This is a genomic window from Bremerella alba (assembly GCF_013618625.1).
GTDB lineage: Bacteria > Planctomycetota > Planctomycetia > Pirellulales > Pirellulaceae > Bremerella > Bremerella alba.
The window spans coordinates 255,930-273,839 of the sequence record NZ_JABRWO010000003.1 but is presented as its reverse complement, the minus strand read 5'-3'; the positions used below and the strand labels follow the sequence as shown (position 1 = coordinate 273,839).

15 protein-coding genes and 1 tRNA gene are annotated in these 17,910 nt (G+C 54.7%); 8 read left to right on the top strand and 8 right to left on the bottom strand.

The annotated features are described in order from the left end of the window. From trkA to tkt, 4 genes are all read right to left on the bottom strand, one after another. Positions 1-1,344, bottom strand: a complete 1,344-nt coding sequence (gene trkA, locus HOV93_RS06800) for a Trk system potassium transporter TrkA (RefSeq protein WP_207395721.1) — start codon at positions 1,342-1,344, stop codon at positions 1-3. Between the two features lie 12 nt (positions 1,345-1,356). Then, complete coding sequence (locus tag HOV93_RS06795) at positions 1,357-1,737, bottom strand: (2Fe-2S) ferredoxin domain-containing protein (RefSeq protein WP_207395720.1); 381 nt, start codon at positions 1,735-1,737, stop codon at positions 1,357-1,359. Between the two features lie 143 nt (positions 1,738-1,880). After that, positions 1,881-4,109: a hypothetical protein gene (locus tag HOV93_RS06790; RefSeq protein WP_207395719.1), complete on the bottom strand. Its 2,229-nt coding sequence runs from the start codon at positions 4,107-4,109 to the stop codon at positions 1,881-1,883. Positions 4,110-4,438: 329 nt separating this feature from the next. Further along, positions 4,439-6,469 (bottom strand): transketolase, encoded by a 2,031-nt coding sequence (tkt, locus tag HOV93_RS06785; protein ID WP_207395718.1) that lies wholly within the window; start codon positions 6,467-6,469, stop codon positions 4,439-4,441. Between the two features lie 341 nt (positions 6,470-6,810). Here tkt and HOV93_RS06780 point away from each other — a divergent pair, with 341 nt between their 5' ends. Next, positions 6,811-7,032: a SlyX family protein gene (locus tag HOV93_RS06780; protein ID WP_207395717.1), complete on the top strand. Its 222-nt coding sequence runs from the start codon at positions 6,811-6,813 to the stop codon at positions 7,030-7,032. A 49-nt stretch (positions 7,033-7,081) separates the two neighbouring features. Here HOV93_RS06780 and HOV93_RS06775 read toward each other — a convergent pair whose 3' ends face one another. Next, positions 7,082-8,323: a hypothetical protein gene (locus HOV93_RS06775; protein WP_207395716.1), complete on the bottom strand. Its 1,242-nt coding sequence runs from the start codon at positions 8,321-8,323 to the stop codon at positions 7,082-7,084. A 522-nt stretch (positions 8,324-8,845) separates the two neighbouring features. Between HOV93_RS06775 and bcp the strand changes: the two genes are divergently transcribed. Continuing rightward, complete coding sequence (bcp, locus tag HOV93_RS06770; protein ID WP_207395715.1) at positions 8,846-9,322, top strand: thioredoxin-dependent thiol peroxidase; 477 nt, start codon at positions 8,846-8,848, stop codon at positions 9,320-9,322. Between the two features lie 65 nt (positions 9,323-9,387). On the opposite strand, the gene HOV93_RS06765 is transcribed toward bcp, so the two are convergent. Continuing rightward, positions 9,388-9,461: transfer RNA gene (locus HOV93_RS06765), tRNA-Val, on the bottom strand. A 453-nt stretch (positions 9,462-9,914) separates the two neighbouring features. On the opposite strand from HOV93_RS06765, the gene thrS reads away from it, so the two are divergent. The 3 genes from thrS to HOV93_RS06750 all read left to right on the top strand — a co-directional run bounded on the left by thrS (position 9,915) and on the right by HOV93_RS06750 (position 13,790). After that, a complete protein-coding gene (gene thrS, locus HOV93_RS06760; protein ID WP_207395714.1) occupies positions 9,915-11,924 on the top strand; it encodes a threonine--tRNA ligase in 2,010 nt (669 codons plus the stop codon). A 282-nt stretch (positions 11,925-12,206) separates the two neighbouring features. Further along, on the top strand, positions 12,207-12,758 hold the full coding sequence (gene infC, locus HOV93_RS06755; protein ID WP_207395885.1) for a translation initiation factor IF-3: 552 nt from the start codon (positions 12,207-12,209) through the stop codon (positions 12,756-12,758). Between the two features lie 186 nt (positions 12,759-12,944). Continuing rightward, a complete protein-coding gene (locus HOV93_RS06750; protein ID WP_207395713.1) occupies positions 12,945-13,790 on the top strand; it encodes a glycosyltransferase in 846 nt (281 codons plus the stop codon). Between the two features lie 36 nt (positions 13,791-13,826). Here the strand turns inward: HOV93_RS06750 and HOV93_RS06745 are convergent, their stop codons facing one another. Continuing rightward, positions 13,827-15,167: a glycosyltransferase family 4 protein gene (locus HOV93_RS06745; RefSeq protein WP_207395712.1), complete on the bottom strand. Its 1,341-nt coding sequence runs from the start codon at positions 15,165-15,167 to the stop codon at positions 13,827-13,829. Between the two features lie 10 nt (positions 15,168-15,177). Then, a complete protein-coding gene (locus tag HOV93_RS06740; RefSeq protein WP_207395711.1) occupies positions 15,178-15,708 on the bottom strand; it encodes a hypothetical protein in 531 nt (176 codons plus the stop codon). A gap of 290 nt (positions 15,709-15,998) precedes the next feature. Between HOV93_RS06740 and rpmI the strand changes: the two genes are divergently transcribed. The 3 genes from rpmI (at position 15,999) to pheS (ending at position 17,836) form a co-directional block, all read left to right on the top strand. After that, complete coding sequence (gene rpmI / locus HOV93_RS06735) at positions 15,999-16,205, top strand: 50S ribosomal protein L35 (protein WP_315853371.1); 207 nt, start codon at positions 15,999-16,001, stop codon at positions 16,203-16,205. Between the two features lie 135 nt (positions 16,206-16,340). Continuing rightward, positions 16,341-16,697 carry a 50S ribosomal protein L20 gene (gene rplT, locus HOV93_RS06730; RefSeq protein WP_207395709.1) on the top strand — a complete coding sequence of 119 codons (357 nt, stop codon included), beginning with the start codon at positions 16,341-16,343 and terminating at the stop codon, positions 16,695-16,697. Positions 16,698-16,804: 107 nt separating this feature from the next. After that, positions 16,805-17,836 (top strand): phenylalanine--tRNA ligase subunit alpha, encoded by a 1,032-nt coding sequence (gene pheS, locus HOV93_RS06725; RefSeq protein ID WP_207395884.1) that lies wholly within the window; start codon positions 16,805-16,807, stop codon positions 17,834-17,836. Positions 17,837-17,910 lie beyond the last annotated feature (74 nt).

Below are 17,910 nucleotides of genomic sequence, written 5' to 3'. Positions count from 1 at the left end.
CTACGATTGTTCTTCGAACAATTTGACCACCGAATCTAAAGTCGACTCTTCCACGAGCACGACCACCGTATCGCCAGGTGTCAGGCGATCGTCCGCCGACGCGACACGGACATAATCGGAACTCATGATCGCCGTGATCAAACATTGCGGTGGCAGTTTAAGGTTGGCAATCACGTGTTCGGTCGCCACAACATTCGGCATGACCTCGAACTCGACGATTGCAGTTCCGCCGCCAGGCAAGTTCTTCTTGGAAATGATCGGACCGCTGTTCAGCAAACCAAGCACTTGCCGAGCGACCACATTTCGCGGGCTTACGGCCAGGTTAATTCCCAGCTTCTCTACGACGTTGGCATAGTCAGGCCGCTGGACGATGGCCATGCACTCTTTAGCACCGATTTCACGTGCTTCGACACAAGCCATAATATTGTTTTCGTCGTCACCAGTACACGCCACAAAGACGTCCATGTTGCCGACGCGTTCTTCTTCCAAGATTGCCCGGCGCGTGGCATCGGCATGAACCACCGTTGTAAACTCCAGCAGGCGGGCCAGGAATTCGCAGCGTTCCATGTTCTCTTCCATGAGCGTGACATGATACCGCTGGCCTTCTAACATGCGAGCCAATGCCAGGCCTGTTTCACCCCCACCGGCAATCACGACCGAGCGGACAGGCGTCTCTTTGACCTGGAACTTGGATTTGACGGAGTCGATTTCTTCACGCGTTCCGATCAAGGTGATGTGATCGCTGACTTCAATCGAATCGCCTGCACCGGCGATCCAGGTTTTCCCTTGCCGCTGAATGGTTCCCACGCGAACCCCTTTAGGAAGCTTCACTTCCTTGAGCGGCTTGCCAATCGCTGGGGCCGGGTCGTCGCAAATGACTTCCTGAACCTCTAATTCACCCCGCGCGAAGTTCTCGAGCACGGCGCTGCCTGGCGAGCGAATCGCGCGAACAAATTCGACCGCCGAGAGATGCTCGAGACTGAGAAAGCGATCAATCCGAAAGTGCCGCTGGTAGTCGAACGTACTAAGATCACGAAACACGCGACCGTAAACACGAGCAACGCATCGCCGGGCACCCATCGCTTTGGCCATGCTGGCAGCGACGATGTTCACTTCGTCATCACCGGTCACGGCCAGGCACAGATCACAGCCGATGATCCCGGCTTGAAACAGAATCGCCGATTCCGAAGCCGATCCATGAATGGCGCGGATGTCGAGTTCCGCGTTGATCGTACGTACCGTGTCGACGTTCGATTCGACGACGGTCACGCTGTGGTTATTTCGACACAGCAAGTCCGCAATCCACGTACCGACCGTTCCCGAACCCAGAATTACGATTCGCATAAATGATCGCCTCTAGCTTGAAGGGGAAGGGGCAGAAGAAGACTCGGATTCCATTTTCTTGGTAACCTTGCCACATCCCAGTCTTTCGCTGGGAATCTGCAAATCTTCCAAAACCTTTCCCGCGAGGATGGTTTCGTGGATGATTCGCTCGGCATCTCCCTCGGTAACGCCACCATACCAGATGGCCTGGGGATAGATCACAACGACCTGACCGTCATCGCATTGGTCGAGACACCCCGAGTCGTTGGCACGCACCTGAGCTTTCAGGCCCAGGCGTTTGATCTCTTTCTTGAGAGCTGCTCGTAGCTTGGCCGAATCATGCTTCCCGTCCCGAAGATGCTTGGGAGGCTTGCATTTATTGCAGACAAAAATGTGATGCGTAAACTTTGACATACAGCACGAGGTGAAACGACTTGGAAGTTGCTTCCCTAGGAAAACAACGGAAAGCTTACCATCGTACGATTTCAGGGCGTGCTTACTAGCCCATTTCGGAAACCCCTACCCGCTGCTTGGGGGCCAATTGGCCGGAAACTCGACTAAGAGTCCCCCTCTTTGAGGCCTAATCGTGATAGCCAATTTCCTTTAGCCCCTTTTTCATTGCTCGGTTTTGCGGAGCCCGCCTTGGACATCTTGGCCTTTTCGTTCTCAAGCTGGTTGATCTTTTCTTCCAGCTCAGCTCGATCGCGGGCAATTTTTGCTCGCTCGACCGAGATGTCGACTTCGGACTTCCGGAGCTTTTCTTTCCACTGCTCTTGAAGCGTTTTCAGGTTTTCACGCTCTTGAGCGATCAGCTCGTCCTGGTCCAGCATCAGAGCGATGGCGTTGGCTCCGTGGGCAACTCCGGCATCCTTGCTACTCGATTCCAGTTGCTCGAGCTGTTCACGAAGTTCTTCGATTTCACGCTCTTTGGCTTGGACTGCCGCATTGCCGTTGTCGATGGCCTCTTGAATGGAAAGTCGCTCAGCGGCATCATCCTCGTCGCTGTCACTGTACTCCGCTTCCAACTGGGCCAGCATACGCCGCTTGGTTGCTTCCCAATCGTTGCCCGTATCGTCGACAACCGTTCCGCCCGACTTCTTTGCGTTCTCGAGATCTTTGGCCAGCTTCGCGTTTTCTCGCTTGATGTCTTTCAAGTCATCTAGCGTCAGCTGCAGGCGACTTTCCAGCGATTGCACGCGTTCGTCATTCGGCATTTCGCCCGATTCGATTTGATGCTGGAGATCACTGATTCGTTCCAGCAGCGATTCGCGTTCCTGACGAAGCTGAGCAACGGCCCCGTCGTCGGCACCACCACTTTCGGCTTTAAGCGACTCATTGTCTTGGCGAAGATTCGAAGCCTCTTCTTGAAGCGTTTCGACCTGACGTCGCAAGCTGCTTACTTGTTCGCGGCTTGACTCGTGATCGGAACGAGCTTGTGTCAAAGCAACCTGCGAGGCAGCCAACTGACTTTCCAGCTCGCCCTGGGCGTCGTCGATCTGCGATTTGAGTGACCTGTTCTCGACACGCAATTGCTCTTGCGAATCGCTCAGCTGGCCATGTTCGGCCTGTCGTTTTTCCAGCTTTTGAGCCAGCTCGTCACGCTCTTGCTTGAGGTGTTCAAGCTGTTGTTCCAAGTGAGCGAGTGCTTCGTGCGACTCGTGTGAATTTTCGAGCTCACTTCGGGCCTGATCGCGTTCGCCCTCGATTGACTTGAGCTGCTCTCGGAGCGATGCCAGGTCTTGTTCTTTGGCATCCAGCGATTTTTTAAATTCGGCCTGTTGAGCTTCGAGCTCGGACTTATCCACCGAGGCCGCTTTGAGCGATTCAAGCTGGCTGACCTGCTCAGCAAGTTTTTGCCGCTCAGCTTCTAGCCCACTGACCGACGATTGGGCGGTCTGTAATTGCGTTTGCAGTTGGGCAATTTGCTGCCCCTGTTCCGAGCCGCTTTGCGAGAGCTGGGTGGTGGCTTCATCACGCTGCTGTTCGGCTAATTGCAGCTTGCCGGACAACTCGTCGGCCCGCAGCTTCTCGACTTGCAGACGACCTTCCAAGTCGGCGTTTTGCGATCGCACCGTGCTGAGGTCTCGCGCCAGCTGCGATTTTTCACCGCTGGTCGTATCGAGCTGGCTTTGTAGCTGCTCGGCGCGATTCTGCTCGCGGGTAAGCTCCGCTTCCAACTCGGTGACTTGTTCGCTGGTCCCTTGAGTCGCGTGCCGAGTGCCTTCGAGTTCTGTGCGTGCCTGGTCCCGTTCTCCGGATACTTGAGCGAGCTGATTCTCGAGTTCGGCAATGCGGGAATTGAGCTGGCTTTGTATCTCTTGGGCGGCCTGGCCATTTTGTTGAGCGGCCTGAAGATTCTGGAGCGCTTCGCTGTGCTTGGCCTGTTGATTAAGAATATCTTGTTGCAGCGAAGACTTGGCTTCGTTAGCAGCACGAAGCTCGGTCTGAAGTCGATCGCGTACCGATACAAGCTCGTTGCGTTCTGCGTCCCACTCTTGGTGTTTTCCCTTTTGCTCTTCGAATCGGCGCAGTTCCGCTTCGAACGCTTCTTTCTCTGCTTGCAGCGCATCAATGGATGCGGCCAGTTCGGTCGACTGGTTTTCTAAATGCGAAGTGGATGACTCAACGTCCGAAGTCCGGCTATTGAGATGACTCTCTTTCTCGACGAGTCCTTGCGAGATCTGCTTCAACTGCTGCGAGATATTCTTCTCGATTTCGCTGATTCCCTGGCGGTGACGCTCCAGGAATTCACGCGCACGCTCCCGCTGCAAGGAGGCTTTGCTCACAATCTCTTCCAAGTTCGCGATTTCGTGAGGGTGGGAATTTACGCCTTCCATGTCCTAATTCATTTTCATTAAATGAGACGTGTCCACAACTTCATGCGTTTCTCATGGCCCCCCGCACTGCTGCCAATCGGTTGCGCGGAACGGCCTACTGTTCTATAGGTTAGTACGGGCGACGGGTCAAAAACATGAAGCACTCTGCGGCAAAGTGCAGTCCTTCCGTAGCGACGACCGTACGTTCTGTGCAGGCTGTAAGGATTGTAAGAGCGCACGAAAAAACCCCTCCGAAATCAGAGGGGTTTTTCTGGGTGAATGATCGGAAGCGATAGCAATTATTTGCCAATCGACTTCTTCGCGGCTTCGACCACGTTATCGGTCGTGATTCCAAAGTAAGGGAACAACTCGTCAGCCGGAGCACTGGCACCGAAGCTCTTCATACCGACGAATTCGCCCTGCAAGCCTAGCAGGCGGTCCCAGCACTGGCGAATCCCCGCTTCCACCGCGACACGAGCAGGCACGTCGCAAGGCATGACCTGCTTTTGGTATTCCGCGTCTTGCTCATAGAACAGCTCCAGGCAAGGGACACTAATTGCACGGGCCTTGACCCCATCGGCGGTCAGTTTCTCGTAGGCATCGACCACCAACGAAAGTTCACTACCGGTTCCCATCAACAGAACCTCTGGAGTGCCTTCGCAATCGGCAAGGATGTATGCCCCCTTGGAAGACCCGCTCGGGCAAGCGTACTTTTCGCGATCCAAAGTCGGCAAGTTCTGACGGGTTAGAACAAGCACCGAAGGACGGTCGGTCAATTGCATTGCCGTCTTATAACACTCGCCCACTTCGTTGGAATCGCCAGGACGGAACACGGCGACATTCGGAATCGCACGAATGGCTGCAAGGTGTTCGACCGGCTGATGCGTCGGGCCGTCTTCTCCCACGCCGATCGAATCGTGCGTGAAGATGTACAGAACCGGAGCACCCATGATCGCCGACAAGCGGAGCGATGGTCGCAGGTAGTCGCTAAAGACAAAGAAGGTCGACACGTACGGTCGTAACCCGCACAGGGCCATTCCGTTGCCGATCGCGGCCATCGCGTGTTCACGAATACCGAAGTGGAAGTTGCGACCGCAGTAGGTGTCAGGCTGAAAAGAGCCAGCACCTTCAAAGGTCAGTCCCGTCTTGGTCGAAGGTTCCAAGTCGGCCGAACCCCCGAGCATACCTGGCACCTTGGCCGCGATGGCATTCAAGACCTTACCGCTGGAAGCACGGGTAGCCACGCCTTTGGCATCGGCTGGGAAGCTAGGGATATCGGCGTCCCAACCAGCAGGCAGTTCGCCCGACATGATCGACGACCACGTGGCGGCCTTGTCGGCGTTCTCTTTGCTGAATTTTTCGAAGTCGGCGTCCCACTTGGCTTTCGCTTCCGCGCCCCGGGCACCCAAGTTGGCATTGAAGTGTTCGTACACTTCAGCAGGGACTTCAAACTTATCGCAGGTCCAACCGTAGGCTGCCTTGGTGGCCGCGATTTCGTCGTCGCCCAGCGGAGCACCGTGAGCGCCATGCGTGTTGGCTTTGGTCGGAGCTCCCCAGGCAATGATGCTGTGCACCACGATCAAGGTTGGCTTGTCGGTCGTTTGCTTGAACTCGGTGAAAGCCTTGTCGAGTGCGGCCACGTCGTTGGCGTCTTCGATATCGATTACGTGCCAACCCATCGCCCGGAACTTGCCAGCGATGTCTTCGCTGAACGCCAGGTCGGTGTCCCCTTCGATGGTGATTTTGTTGTCGTCGTAAACCCAGCACAGATTCGACAGCTTCAAGTGACCGGCAGTGGAAGCGGCTTCCGTGGAAATGCCTTCCATGAGGTCGCCATCGCTGCACAGAGCGTAGACGTCGTAGCCGAAGATGTCGTCGAAGCGAGCAGCTTGCCACTTGCCAGCAATTGCCATCCCGACACTGTTGGCAACACCTTGGCCTAGGGGACCGGTGGTGGTTTCGATGCCGGCCGCTTCGTGAACTTCCGGGTGACCAGCACATGGGCTATGCAGCTGACGGAAATTCTTGATGTCTTCCAGCGTGATCGAAGGTTCGCTCGAACCGTCGGCCTTCTTCACTCCGGCAACGTTCAGCGTGCTGTAAAGCAGCATCGAAGCGTGCCCGCAGGAAAGCACGAAACGATCGCGAGCGTGCCAGTGCGGGTTAGCCGGATCGTATTTCAGGTGCTTGTTCCAAATCGTGTAGGCGATCGGCGCCAAAGCCATCGGCGTGCCTGGGTGTCCGCTGTTGGCTTGCTGAACGGCATCCATGGACAAGGTACGGATGGCGTTGATCGACAATTGCTCAATACTGGTCGTGGAGATAGACATATTTCGTTCGAGACTCTCTAGCCAACATAGAAACGGAAATCGCAGACCCTACAGACGCCAGAGCACAACCGGACTTCTTCGTGCGAAGAAGTAAGATTTACCCTGGAGATCCCGCTGCGAGTCGGACACACAAGTCAAGCATTTTAAGTCCAAAAGAACCTAGAAGTCAACGCAACGATTGCCGCCCTATGGGTTTGCGTAGCACCGCGACACCTATCAAATCAGGCTAAAATTGATTTGAATGAAGTTATGGAGAAGCGTCTCCCCACAAACAGGACTCGAAGGTCCCTAAAAGGGAGTTAAAGACGGAAATCTCCCCCCATCTTGAAAGAACGATCCGGATGATAGAAGAAAACGTTGTCAAAAGAATTACAACACTTGAGGAAAAACACGTCCACCAAGAGCGCATCCTTGCGGATCTGAACGAGGTCATTTTGGACCAACAGAAACGAATTACGCGATTGGAAGCCCTGCTGACCCGAGCAGATGACCGCATCGAGCGGTTAAGTGTGGCAATTGAACAGCCAAGATCGGCCACGGACGAACGTCCTCCGCACTATTAACGAAGGACGCCGATAACAAGAGAGCCGCCCGCCGCCGGCGAGCGCGAGACTACTGACCGTCTAACGCTTCGCCCAACAAGCCTTTGAGCGAGTTCATGACCTCGGAAACGTAGGCGGTGATCACGAGCGAGTATTCGTTGAGCTCCTCAAGAGTATCGATCAACTCGCCATCGAAAATCAGCTCGATTTCCGTTTCAAAGAGCTCTTCATCTTCGAGAACGATGGATAGCACGACGTCGCCATCCTCGAGTTCTCCCTCATCGCTCAGAGAAGCGGCTCCGGTCAATCGATCGACCTGGACTCCGTCCCAATTGATTCCACCAATCATCAATTGAAAGACTTCGTTCGCCCCCGGCAAGACAATGCCGCCCTGGAACTGAGCCAATTGGAACACCGGCAGGGGAGGAGGAGGATCCCCATCGTTGCCTGGATCATCCGGATCATCGATAACACCCCCGCCACCATCACCATCGTCAGGCCCCTCTGGCTCGATCCATGCGTCGGGGTAGTTGGCCGGGAACGAGATGTTCTCGTCGAAATAAGACTTGCCGTAGTTGGCAATAAACATGCTGAAGTCAGAAAGTCCCACTGCGTAAGACTTGTCGAAATCAGCAAACCACTTAGTTCCGTCGGTGGCCGATTCTGAAGTGTCGCCGTAAACCTGGATGAACTCAGCGAAATCAGCTAATCCCACCTTTTGATCTTCATTGAGATCGTAAATCACAGGAAAGATGCCCATCTCAGGCATCGCATCGTGCACCGCAGTGACCTGCTGCCCGGCAGACATGGCCGTAATATTTTGGGTTGCCAGTTCGAGCGAGTGTGGTCCCACTCTGCCGGTCTCGAAGTCCATTCGGACATTGTCGCCCCACTGAGGGACGGCCTGAAAATGAATGCGAGCGAAGAGAACGCGATCTGCGTCGCTGAGCGAAACCCCTGCCGAAGTGCCGTGAATGTCGCGAACTTGGCCTGTTTGGTCGTCTAACTCGAACGAGCCTGGACCTTCAAACGAGCGACCGAACTCAACCCCAACGGCGGACGTCAGGTCGGTGCGATAGCCCAGGTCTAACTTTAAATCTTGAATATCAACCGCTTCTTGCCCATCGCCACGTAACCAAACCTCGACGACGAATTGATCCCATTCGTGCGTCCGGTGCATTGCTTCGGGCAATACGTGTGTGCGATCTGCGACCAAGTCATCGGGGCGCGAATCGTTTGAGAATACCGCGAACTCTACCATGACAGCAGAATCGCCGGCCAGAAGATCTTTACGTTCCAATTTTTGGAACATCGACCTTTGCCGAGAGAGAGCATTCGACCTGATTTGCCGAGAATTCATCCGCCTCTTCTCGAAATCACACATGCTTTGATCACAAACGGCTCTGCCTGGGCCAGGAGAAGCGATGCAATCAAGGATGGGGTTTTGAATGGGATAGGTGTGGTTTGAACACGGGCAATCAAACCACGGAGGGATTGGACATGTTCCGGTAGTGGGGAAACCAATCGAGCAAGCACCAACCAATCCACCCTTGGCCGCTTGCTGGCAGTCAGCTGTTCGTGAGTTGCCCCTTCAACGAACAACCTGCCAATTCGCCACAGCATTTGTTATATACAACGAATGACCCTAAAAAAACCAATAAGTGGCAGAATCACTCAAGATTTCCGATGGATTCCCCGACATCTGATTTGACTTTTTGATAAGGTCAGTTGCGCAAAAACAGTTGGCGGTCCATGACTTAGGTCGATTATTGATTACGCCAATCCCCACACTTCGAGGCATTCCGCCTCGCTATAGCCCTTAGGAGTGAGTTTAATGGCAGAATGGGTTGAAGCCGGCTCTAAAGCCCCCAGTTTCACATTGACAGCAGACGACGGCTCGAAAGTGAAGCTTTCGGACCTCCAGGGCTCGATCGTCGTCCTGTACTTCTACCCGAAAGACGACACCCCAGGCTGCACAAAAGAGGCTTGCGCTTTCCGCGATCGCCAGAGCGAACTAGTAAAGCACGGCGTCACGGTGCTTGGGGTAAGCCCCGACGACAAGGACAGCCACCTCAAGTTCAAAGAAAAGTATCAGCTCAACTTTCCCCTGCTGGTCGACAAAGACCACAAGCTGGCGGAAAAATACGGTGCTTGGCGCGAGAAGAACATGTACGGCAAAGTAAGCATGGGCATTCAGCGCAGCACGTTCCTAATCGATCCCGATGGCAAAGTGGCAAAAGTATGGAAACGCGTTCAGGTCGACGGGCACGACGCAAAGGTGCTTGAAGAAGTGAGCAAGCTGCAGGGCTAGGTCGCACTTAGCTAAGCCCATAAAAAAACGGAACCCGATAGAAGGGTTCCGTTTCGTGCTTTAAGTGGGCGATACAGGATTCGAACCTGTGACCCCTACCATGTCAAGGTAGTGCTCTAACCAACTGAGCCAATCGCCCTTTTACGCTTCTCACAAACAAGCGATCACCGCTTATCTGATGCAAGCATTTATCAGTGATTCACCCCCGCAGAGGTTAACCAAACGCGTAGTTTGCCATTAAGTCTGTCATTACGTCAAGGGGCTGGAGCGAAAATTGCGATTATGCCCCCACTCAAGCTGGCTGGTTGCTCAACAGATGGGAGCAATTCTCTCGTCGAATGAGAACCTGGACTTTTCCTAGAACGTAACTTCAGGCAATCTATACGCTTCTTGCGGTGAACCTGTTTCGTTGAAGGGCCGTCTCTGACCGTAAATGCAGAGAGCCCTGCAGCCGGCAGAAGGTTCACCACAGTGGGCAATCGCAACGACGACATTGCCTGCCTGATCCATCCTCGCGGTTTTAGCGACATCCTTTGTTTCGATGTCCACGTGAGCCTGGAAATCGCCTTTAGGATAAGAAATCGAACATAACATGCTCGAAGTCATTCTTCCCGACGGATCTAAGAAAGAATTCGATCACGCCGTGACCCCGATGGAGGTTGCCGCCGATATTGGGCCTGGCTTGGCCAAGGCTACCTTGGCGGGCGAGATCGACGGCAACGTCGTTGGCTTTGATACCAAGCTGCCGGACGAAGGTAGCGTCAATCTTCGCCTGTTGACCAAGAAGGACGAAGAGGCCTTGGGGGTCATGCGGCATAGCTGTGCCCACATCATGGCCCGGGCTGTCATGCGGCTGTACGACGGAGTGCAACTGGCGTTCGGCCCGACCATCGAGGGGGGCTTCTATTACGACTTCGATCTCGAGCACAAGCTTTCCGAAGAAGACTTCCCGGCAATCGAAGCCGAGATGAAGAAGATCATCAAGCAAGACGAACCGTTCGAGCGCATCGAACGCGATCGAGATGAATCGCTGCAGGTCGTCAAAGACCTGGGCCAGGTGTACAAGATCGAACACATCGAGACCGGGCTCAAAGACCACGCGTCGATGTCGTTCTACCAGCAAGGCGAATTCGTCGACCTTTGCCGCGGCCCCCATATTCCTCGGCCTAAAGCGATCGGCGCGTACAAAATCCTCTCGGTCGCCGGCGCTTACTGGAAAGGGGATTCCGACAATCGCCAGTTGCAGCGGCTATATGCGACTGCTTTCTTTAACAAGGACGACCTGGAAGCCCACCTGACCAAGATCGAAGAAGCCAAACGCCGCGACCACCGCGTGCTGGGTCGGCAGTTGGATTTGTTCTCGATCAATCCGCTGGTAGGGCAGGGGCTTATCCTCTGGTCGCCCAAAGGAACCATCATTCGCAACTTGCTGACCGAGTTCGTGGGAGAACAGCTCAAGAAATTCGAGTACCTTCCGGTCGTCACCCCCAACATCGGCAAGGTCGACCTGTACAAGATCTCGGGGCACTATCCTTTCTACAAGGACAGCCAGTTCGCCCCCATTCATCAGGCCGACGACGAGGAATACCTCCTCAAGCCGATGAATTGCCCGCATCACATCATGATCTATAAGTCACGGCCACGCAGTTATCGTGAATTGCCGTATCGCTTGTCCGAATTCGGAACCGTCTACCGCTACGAGCAATCGGGCGAATTGAACGGCATGACTCGCGTGCGTGGGTTTACCCAAGACGATGCGCACATCTTCTGCACCGACGAGCAAGTCGAAGACGAGTTCCGTAAGTGCATCCAGATGACTCAGTACGTGCTGAGCAGCTTGGGGCTGACCGACTACCGCGTACGACTGGGCTTTCGCGACCCAGACAGCGGCAAGTACGTCGGCAAGGAAGCAGTCTGGGATCAGGCCGAAGAAGCGTTGGTGCGGGTCTGTAAAAACATGGGCATCACCGCAACTGCCGAAGCGGGCGAAGCCGCGTTTTACGGTCCCAAGGCCGACTTCGTGGTTAACGACTGTCTAGGCCGAGAATGGCAACTGGGGACCGTTCAGCTCGACTACAATCTTCCCAGTGCGGAACGATTCGACCTGGAATACATCGGAAAAGACAACCAGCCACACCGACCGGTCATGATCCACCGCGCCCCGTTTGGGTCGTTGGAACGCTTCATGGGCGTGCTGATCGAACACTTCGCCGGAGCATTTCCGCTATGGCTGGCTCCGGAACAAATTCGTATCTTGACCGTCAGTCAGAAGTTCGACGAGTACGCGTTGAAGGTCGAAAAAGAGCTTCAAACCGCCGGCTTCCGCGTCAGTGGCGACTACCGACCTGAAAAGATCGGTGCCAAGATCCGCGCCGCCCAGTTGGAATTGATCCCTTACATGTTCATCATCGGGGGTCGCGAGATGGATGAAGAAGCCGTCTCGGTACGCGACCGCATCGACGGCGACCTGGGGTCGATGAAGATCCAGCAAGCGATCGACAAGCTTAAGGAAGAAGTCGCTAATCGCGTGGTTCGCCAAGTCTTCAAAGGCTCGGCCGGCCTGGGCACTTCCGGCACTGCTACCACCAGCGAAGGCTATTAACAGCAATAATAAACCGACCACGCACCCCCTGAACAGGGGTGCGTGGATCTATGGCAGGCCGAAAGAGTCCAGCCTGCCGGTAGGTTCTTACCGCAACAAAGGGAACAAGAACCGCCATTACCACCCGGAAAGGTGGCAAAATTCACCGATTCCTATTTTCGTGCGTTAACGCAGCGGAAACTTGACGATAGAATGTTTTCAATGTGGTACGATTTTACGGGTTGTCCACAAAGTCGATAATATTAGCTCTACCCGTTTCCTAGTTTAAAAGGATCACTAGCCATCGCCCTGCGAAATTCGTCTCGCGATCGAGACCGCGATCAGAATCGCGACCAGACTCGAATCAACGATCGCATTAGAATCTCACCAATTCGAGTCATTTCTGCTGACGGGGAACAGTTAGGCGTTCTGCCTACTGACGAAGCCTTGTCCATTGCTCGAGAAGGTGGTTTGGACCTTGTCGAAGTTGCCCCTGGCGCAAAACCGCCAGTGTGTCGCATCATGGATTACGGCAAGTTCAAGTATCAGCAAAGCAAGAAGCAGCACAAAAACCAGTCGCACCATACCAAGACGAAAGAAATCCGTCTGCGTCCCAAGACTGGTGACCATGATATCGAATTCAAGGTCAAGCAAGCGATTACCTTTTTGCAGCACAAAGACAAAGTCCAGGTCTCGATCCAGTTCAAGGGTCGCGAAATGGCCCACGTTGAAGAGGGGCATCGCGTGATGGCCCAAGTTATCGAACTTCTCGTCGCAGAAGCCGGTAAGCTTGAGTCACCTCCCAAACAAATGGGACGCCGGATCATGGCAACCGTTTCCCCTAAAGCGGGCTAGCAGGCTATTTAATCGACGCAAAGGCTACTTCGGACGCGAAGTAGCCTTTTTTTATGCGCCGAGACTTTCTCGCCTTGCTGCTGCCGAAGCGGCTAAATGCTCTTGCTGATTTTGTTTTCCCCCTGGTAATGTTCTGCGTCGCTGCTCGCAAGGATGCTGCGCTGCGCCACCCCGGAAGGCAAACCCATGAAATCGTCGATCATCGTCACCACCCACAATCGGTCGTCCTACCTGGATAAGGTTCTGCACGGCTACCTCCATCAAACCGTCAAGCCTCACCAGGTCGTCATTGCCGACGATGGCTCTACGGATGATACGCCGGATGTGATCCGAAAGTACCAGCAAGAGGCCGACTTCCCGATCGTGCATGCCTGGCACCCCTTTGGCGGAATGCCGCAGCTCTGCAAGGCCCGCAATGCGGCAACGCGGCTATGCACCGGCGAATACCTGATCTATACCGATGGAGATTGCATCCCTGGCCCGATGTTTGTGGCCGACCATCAAAAGCTGGCCAAGCCGGGCTACTTCACTCAAGGCCGCCGAAACTTCCTCACTTACCAAGCGTTCGATACCTTTCAAGGGAACGAGAATAGCTGGCAGCTTTTCAAGTATTGGCTCAGCGGTGGGCTCACCAAGCTTCACCTGCTAGTCCACATCCCAGGATTGGCCGTTCGCAGCCACGGCATGCGAGGAATCCGCGGTTGTAACATCGCCACCTGGCGAAAAGATGTCGATGCGATCAATGGCTGGAACGAAGAGTTCGTTGGCTTCTGGCGTGAAGACAGCGAGTTTATAACCCGTCTGATGAGAACCGGCGTGAAGCGTCAAAACGCGCTCTATTCTGCGGTCCTATTCCATATGGAGCACGAGAAGTTCTTCAACCAGGAAGACTTCGACCGTAACAACGCACTGTGGGAAAAGTCGCAGACCGGCTCGATTTACGTCGAAAAGGGAATGATGCCCCCGCCGCGACTACTACCGATATCAGTCGACGACGTGACCTCCGAAACGCTCCACAAAAAGGCTGCCTGACAAACGCTCGACCGCAGCCTGGCAGGCTAGGTGATCTCAGCGAGACTTGCGTGCAAGCATCGAGCGATAAACCTCAACCGTCTCGGACGCGGCGACGTGGGCGGCGAATTTTGTGCGGACCATTTCCGATGCGGCCTTTCCCAACGCCCGGGAAGATTCTCGACTGACAAGCACCTCGGCGAGTTTTTCCGCGAGTGCGATAGGGTCTTCAGGCGGAACCAAGTGACCACCTCCGGTTGCGGCAATCAATTCGGGAAACGCTCCATGCTCTGGCTGCACCACCGGCACGCCAGCCGACCAGGCCTCGAGCACGAAAAGCCCCTTCGGCTCGCGGTACACCGTCGGCACTGATAAGACGTCGATCGAATGCAAAAAGGCCAGCTTGCCGGCCCGATCTACCGTTCCCAGGTACTCGCATCCATCAAAGTGCCCCGCACTACGCAGCTTGGCGAACTGCTGGTCCAGGTAAGGCTGCTGCTGCTTGCCGGCCCAGCCAGCGATCTTGAGCCGCGCGTCTTCCATCCCAGGGATTGCCCGTAAATGCATGAACGCATCGACCAGCACGTGTAAGCCTTTCTCGGGAGCCATCCGCGCAAGGTAGCCGATCGTGGGTGGACGCTCGACGTCAGTTTGCCGGTCAAGCTTCTCAGGGAAATCGCTTAAATCGATTCCCAGCGGCACCAGGTGAAATTTCGCTCGCGGAACGCCGAAATACTCGGCCATATAGTCCGCATAGTAGTTGCTGAAAACGATGAAACCGTCGACGTGGGTTGCCAACTCGCGGATCTGGGCAAAGCACTTCGATCGGTACGGCTCGGGCAAGTCATCCATGAAGATGTCGTCCCCTTGCAGGGTCACGAGTATCGGGCAATCGATTTTCTCTTTCAACAGCGGCGCCGTGCCAGCGATCATCATATTGCTGAAATTGACCACCTGCGGGCGAAGTTCTTCGGCGACCCACTTTGCCAGACGCTGTGCTTCCTTGCGCTGGTTGCCGTCCTTCCCTTTGAGCACCGACAAGGTTAGCCCGCCTAGCTGCTTCGCGCTTGTCTCGATTCCGCGGGACGTGGCCCAACGAATGATCCACTCTTGGTCGAGCCATCGTGTCACCATGTCCGGCAGAAACCGATACCCAGGCACGTTCTGTTCCATATACACATTGATGCCGCCATAGAAGAGTGTCTTTTCGCTGACGTCCTCTTCGTCGACACGAATGGGCGTATACATCGGCAGCAAATGAACATCGTGCCCTAAATGATGCATAGCCCTGGCGACGGTGTTGTCGCGCATGCAGCTACCGCAAAACATGCCAGCCCCCCCGGCGGTGAGGTAAGCAATGGTGAGCGGGTCGGAAGTTGATTGATCGGCTTGCTGCATTCGTTCGCGATTAATCTGGGGACTCGGCCAGTTTGGCCCTTGGTGCGGGAAGTACAGTTACGAGTAGCCAGATGAGTCCCAAAACGGAAAACCCAATCAGTCCGGCGATACGCAGGGGCCCCTCCTTGAACACAATCAAGCCATTGAAGGCGATAAACAGGAGAAACCCAATCAACCACTGCTCCCAGCGAGGGCTCCGCCCGGCGTAGCTTTTCGGAGCGATCCACCACCACACAACGTCCATACTCCACAAGATGGCCATCAAGTGATTCACGTAGATCCCTCCACCAAACCGCACGCCTAACTTGTCAAACGTTTGTTGAGCCGTGTCGGCGTAGGCCTGGGCGTTACTCCAGTCATGATAATAATGCATGCCGGCGGCGATATGGGCCAGAAACAAACCACATGCGGTGGTCCAAATTGCCCTTTGCCACCCAACGGTCACTGCCACCCAGGGACGAACCATTCGCAGCACGATACTCGCCGTAAGCGCAAGCAAGGCGAGACGTATCGTCCAGGCAGTAATCTGGGGACCATCCATTAACGTATGCTGGCCGTTTGCGAAGGAATCGTTCAGTGGGTAATGACTATTTTAAGTACGCCGGAGCCTATTTTCGAGCTTGCAGTCGTCGATTCGAGCTGAAAACCGTATAGGTAAGACCAATTGCGACAATAAGTTGCGTCGATGGCATTACGAGCCGAGCGGTTTTCCAAATTCCTGTTGGTCCCCCTACCGCTGACGAGGTGAAAGCTCTAGAATATTGGGTTTCCACGTATCAGAAGAATGTCCATTAAAGGACATGACGTCCCAGATATTCATTGGGGATTGGCATCATGCCTAAGATGAAGACCCATAAGGGTACCAAAAAGCGTTTCCGCATTACCGGAAACGGCAAGATCAAGCACCGTCAGTGCGGTACGAGCCACTTGGCAAACCGTATGAGCCACAAGCGGAAGCGAAACCTCCGCGGTACTACTGTTTTGGCTGAAGCCGAATCGGTGGCTCTACGCTTAGCATTAGGCAAGTACAGCTACTAGACCTTTAATTCAGGCGACACCTTGAACTGATTCACAGCGTGTGAACAACCCTCAAGTGTCATTTTTCAGTACGCGGGCAACAAACATCCATTTTTACGGAAATGGAGGCCCAGTGGACGAAAGTCAGGTAATACGATGAGAACAACTTACGGCAAGGCACGCCATAAGTCGAAGAAACGCCTCTTTAAGAAGGCCCGGGGTAATCGTGGTGGTCGTGGCAATCTGCTGCGTAGCGTCAAGGAAACCCTCGTCCGCGCTGGCGTTTATGCCTATCGCGACCGTAAGGTCCGCAAGCGTGAATTTCGCAAGCTCTGGATCATCCGCCTTAACGCGGCTGCTCGCGAACGTGGCATTCGTTACAGCGAATTCATTCACGGCCTGAAGAAAGCCGGTATCAACTTGGATCGAAAGGTATTGTCGGAAATGGCAATCCACGACCCAGGTGCATTCGATGCCATCGCTGAAGAAGTCAAGGCTGCCCTGGCCGCCTAAGTGCCAGCCCATTGTGGATGGGCAGCAACCAACTCAGATGCAATAATACAAGCCGCCGAGGATGACTCGGCGGCTTGTTTCATGAACGCACCAAACTCACAGGCATCATGTCACTCAACGATTTCATCAAACAGTTGGACGATCTGGTCGAAACCGCATCGACACGCTTCGAGGACGCCATCAACGCGGTTGACCAAGAGATCTTGGAAGAGACCCGTGTCGAATACCTGGGCGCCAAAAGTGGCAAGCTCAAGGAAGTCCAAAAGGGGCTCGGCAAGGTCTCGAAAGAGGACAAGCCAGTCGCTGGAAAGCGTTTCAACGAGGTGAAGAACCGCCTGGAAGAACTTTTCCAATCGGCGGCCGACGTCATTACCGGTGGCAGTGGCAAGAAGGGCAAGGCCGAAGCCCTGGATGTAACCTTACCAGGCAATCGTCCGCGACTGGGCCACATGCACCCGATTACCCAGACCATTGATGAACTGAAAGATATCATGGGTCGGCTCGGCTTTTCGGCCGTCGAAGGCCCGGAGATCGAAGACGACTGGCATAACTTCGAGGCCCTCAACATTCCGTTGGAACACCCGGCTCGCGATCCTCTCGATAACTTCTATTTGAATGTCGCTTCCACCGGCACCGGCGGCGGCAATCAATTGATGCGCAGCCAGACGTCGACGGTTCAGATCCGAGTGATGGAAAACGAGAAGCCGCCCATCCGGATTGTTTCGCTTGGCCGCGTGTATCGTCCCGATGAGATCGACGCGACCCACTACGCGATGTTCCATCAGATTGAAGGATTGCTCGTCGACACGAACGTCACCATGGCTGACCTCAAGTACGTGCTGCGGCTGTTCGCGTCGAGCTACCTTGGGCAAGACGTAGAAATCCGTTTCCGTCCCTCCTTCTTCCCGTTCACCGAACCGAGTGTGGAAGTCGACATGCGTTGGCAAGATACCTGGCTCGAGTTCGGCGGAGCTGGCATGGTCGATCCCAACGTGCTCAAAGCCGTCGGCTACGACCCGGACGAGGTGACCGGCTTTGCATTTGGCCTAGGTGTCGAACGCCTATGCATGCGACGTCACGGCATCAACGACATCCGCTATTTGTACGACAGCAACACGAAGTTCCTGGCCCAGTTCTAGGCCTGGCCTCAATCGCGTTTGCTGGAAATCGCTACGAAACCTCGAACACACGACCTTGTAGAGAAAACTCTGAC

Excerpts from the sequence above, each read along its gene's own strand:
- trkA (WP_207395721.1), bottom strand. The coding sequence starts at position 1,344 with ATGCGAATCGTAATTCTGGGTTCGGGAACGGTCGGTACGTGGATTGCG.
- HOV93_RS06795 (WP_207395720.1), bottom strand. The coding sequence starts at position 1,737 with ATGTCAAAGTTTACGCATCACATTTTTGTCTGCAATAAATGCAAGCCT.
- tkt (WP_207395718.1), bottom strand. The coding sequence starts at position 6,469 with ATGTCTATCTCCACGACCAGTATTGAGCAATTGTCGATCAACGCCATC.
- HOV93_RS06780 (WP_207395717.1), top strand. The coding sequence starts at position 6,811 with ATGATAGAAGAAAACGTTGTCAAAAGAATTACAACACTTGAGGAAAAA.
- HOV93_RS06775 (WP_207395716.1), bottom strand. The coding sequence starts at position 8,323 with ATGTTCCAAAAATTGGAACGTAAAGATCTTCTGGCCGGCGATTCTGCT.
- bcp (WP_207395715.1), top strand. The coding sequence starts at position 8,846 with ATGGCAGAATGGGTTGAAGCCGGCTCTAAAGCCCCCAGTTTCACATTG.
- thrS (WP_207395714.1), top strand. The coding sequence starts at position 9,915 with ATGCTCGAAGTCATTCTTCCCGACGGATCTAAGAAAGAATTCGATCAC.
- HOV93_RS06750 (WP_207395713.1), top strand. The coding sequence starts at position 12,945 with ATGAAATCGTCGATCATCGTCACCACCCACAATCGGTCGTCCTACCTG.
- HOV93_RS06745 (WP_207395712.1), bottom strand. The coding sequence starts at position 15,167 with ATGCAGCAAGCCGATCAATCAACTTCCGACCCGCTCACCATTGCTTAC.
- HOV93_RS06740 (WP_207395711.1), bottom strand. The coding sequence starts at position 15,708 with ATGGATGGTCCCCAGATTACTGCCTGGACGATACGTCTCGCCTTGCTT.
- rplT (WP_207395709.1), top strand. The coding sequence starts at position 16,341 with ATGAGAACAACTTACGGCAAGGCACGCCATAAGTCGAAGAAACGCCTC.
- pheS (WP_207395884.1), top strand. The coding sequence starts at position 16,805 with ATGTCACTCAACGATTTCATCAAACAGTTGGACGATCTGGTCGAAACC.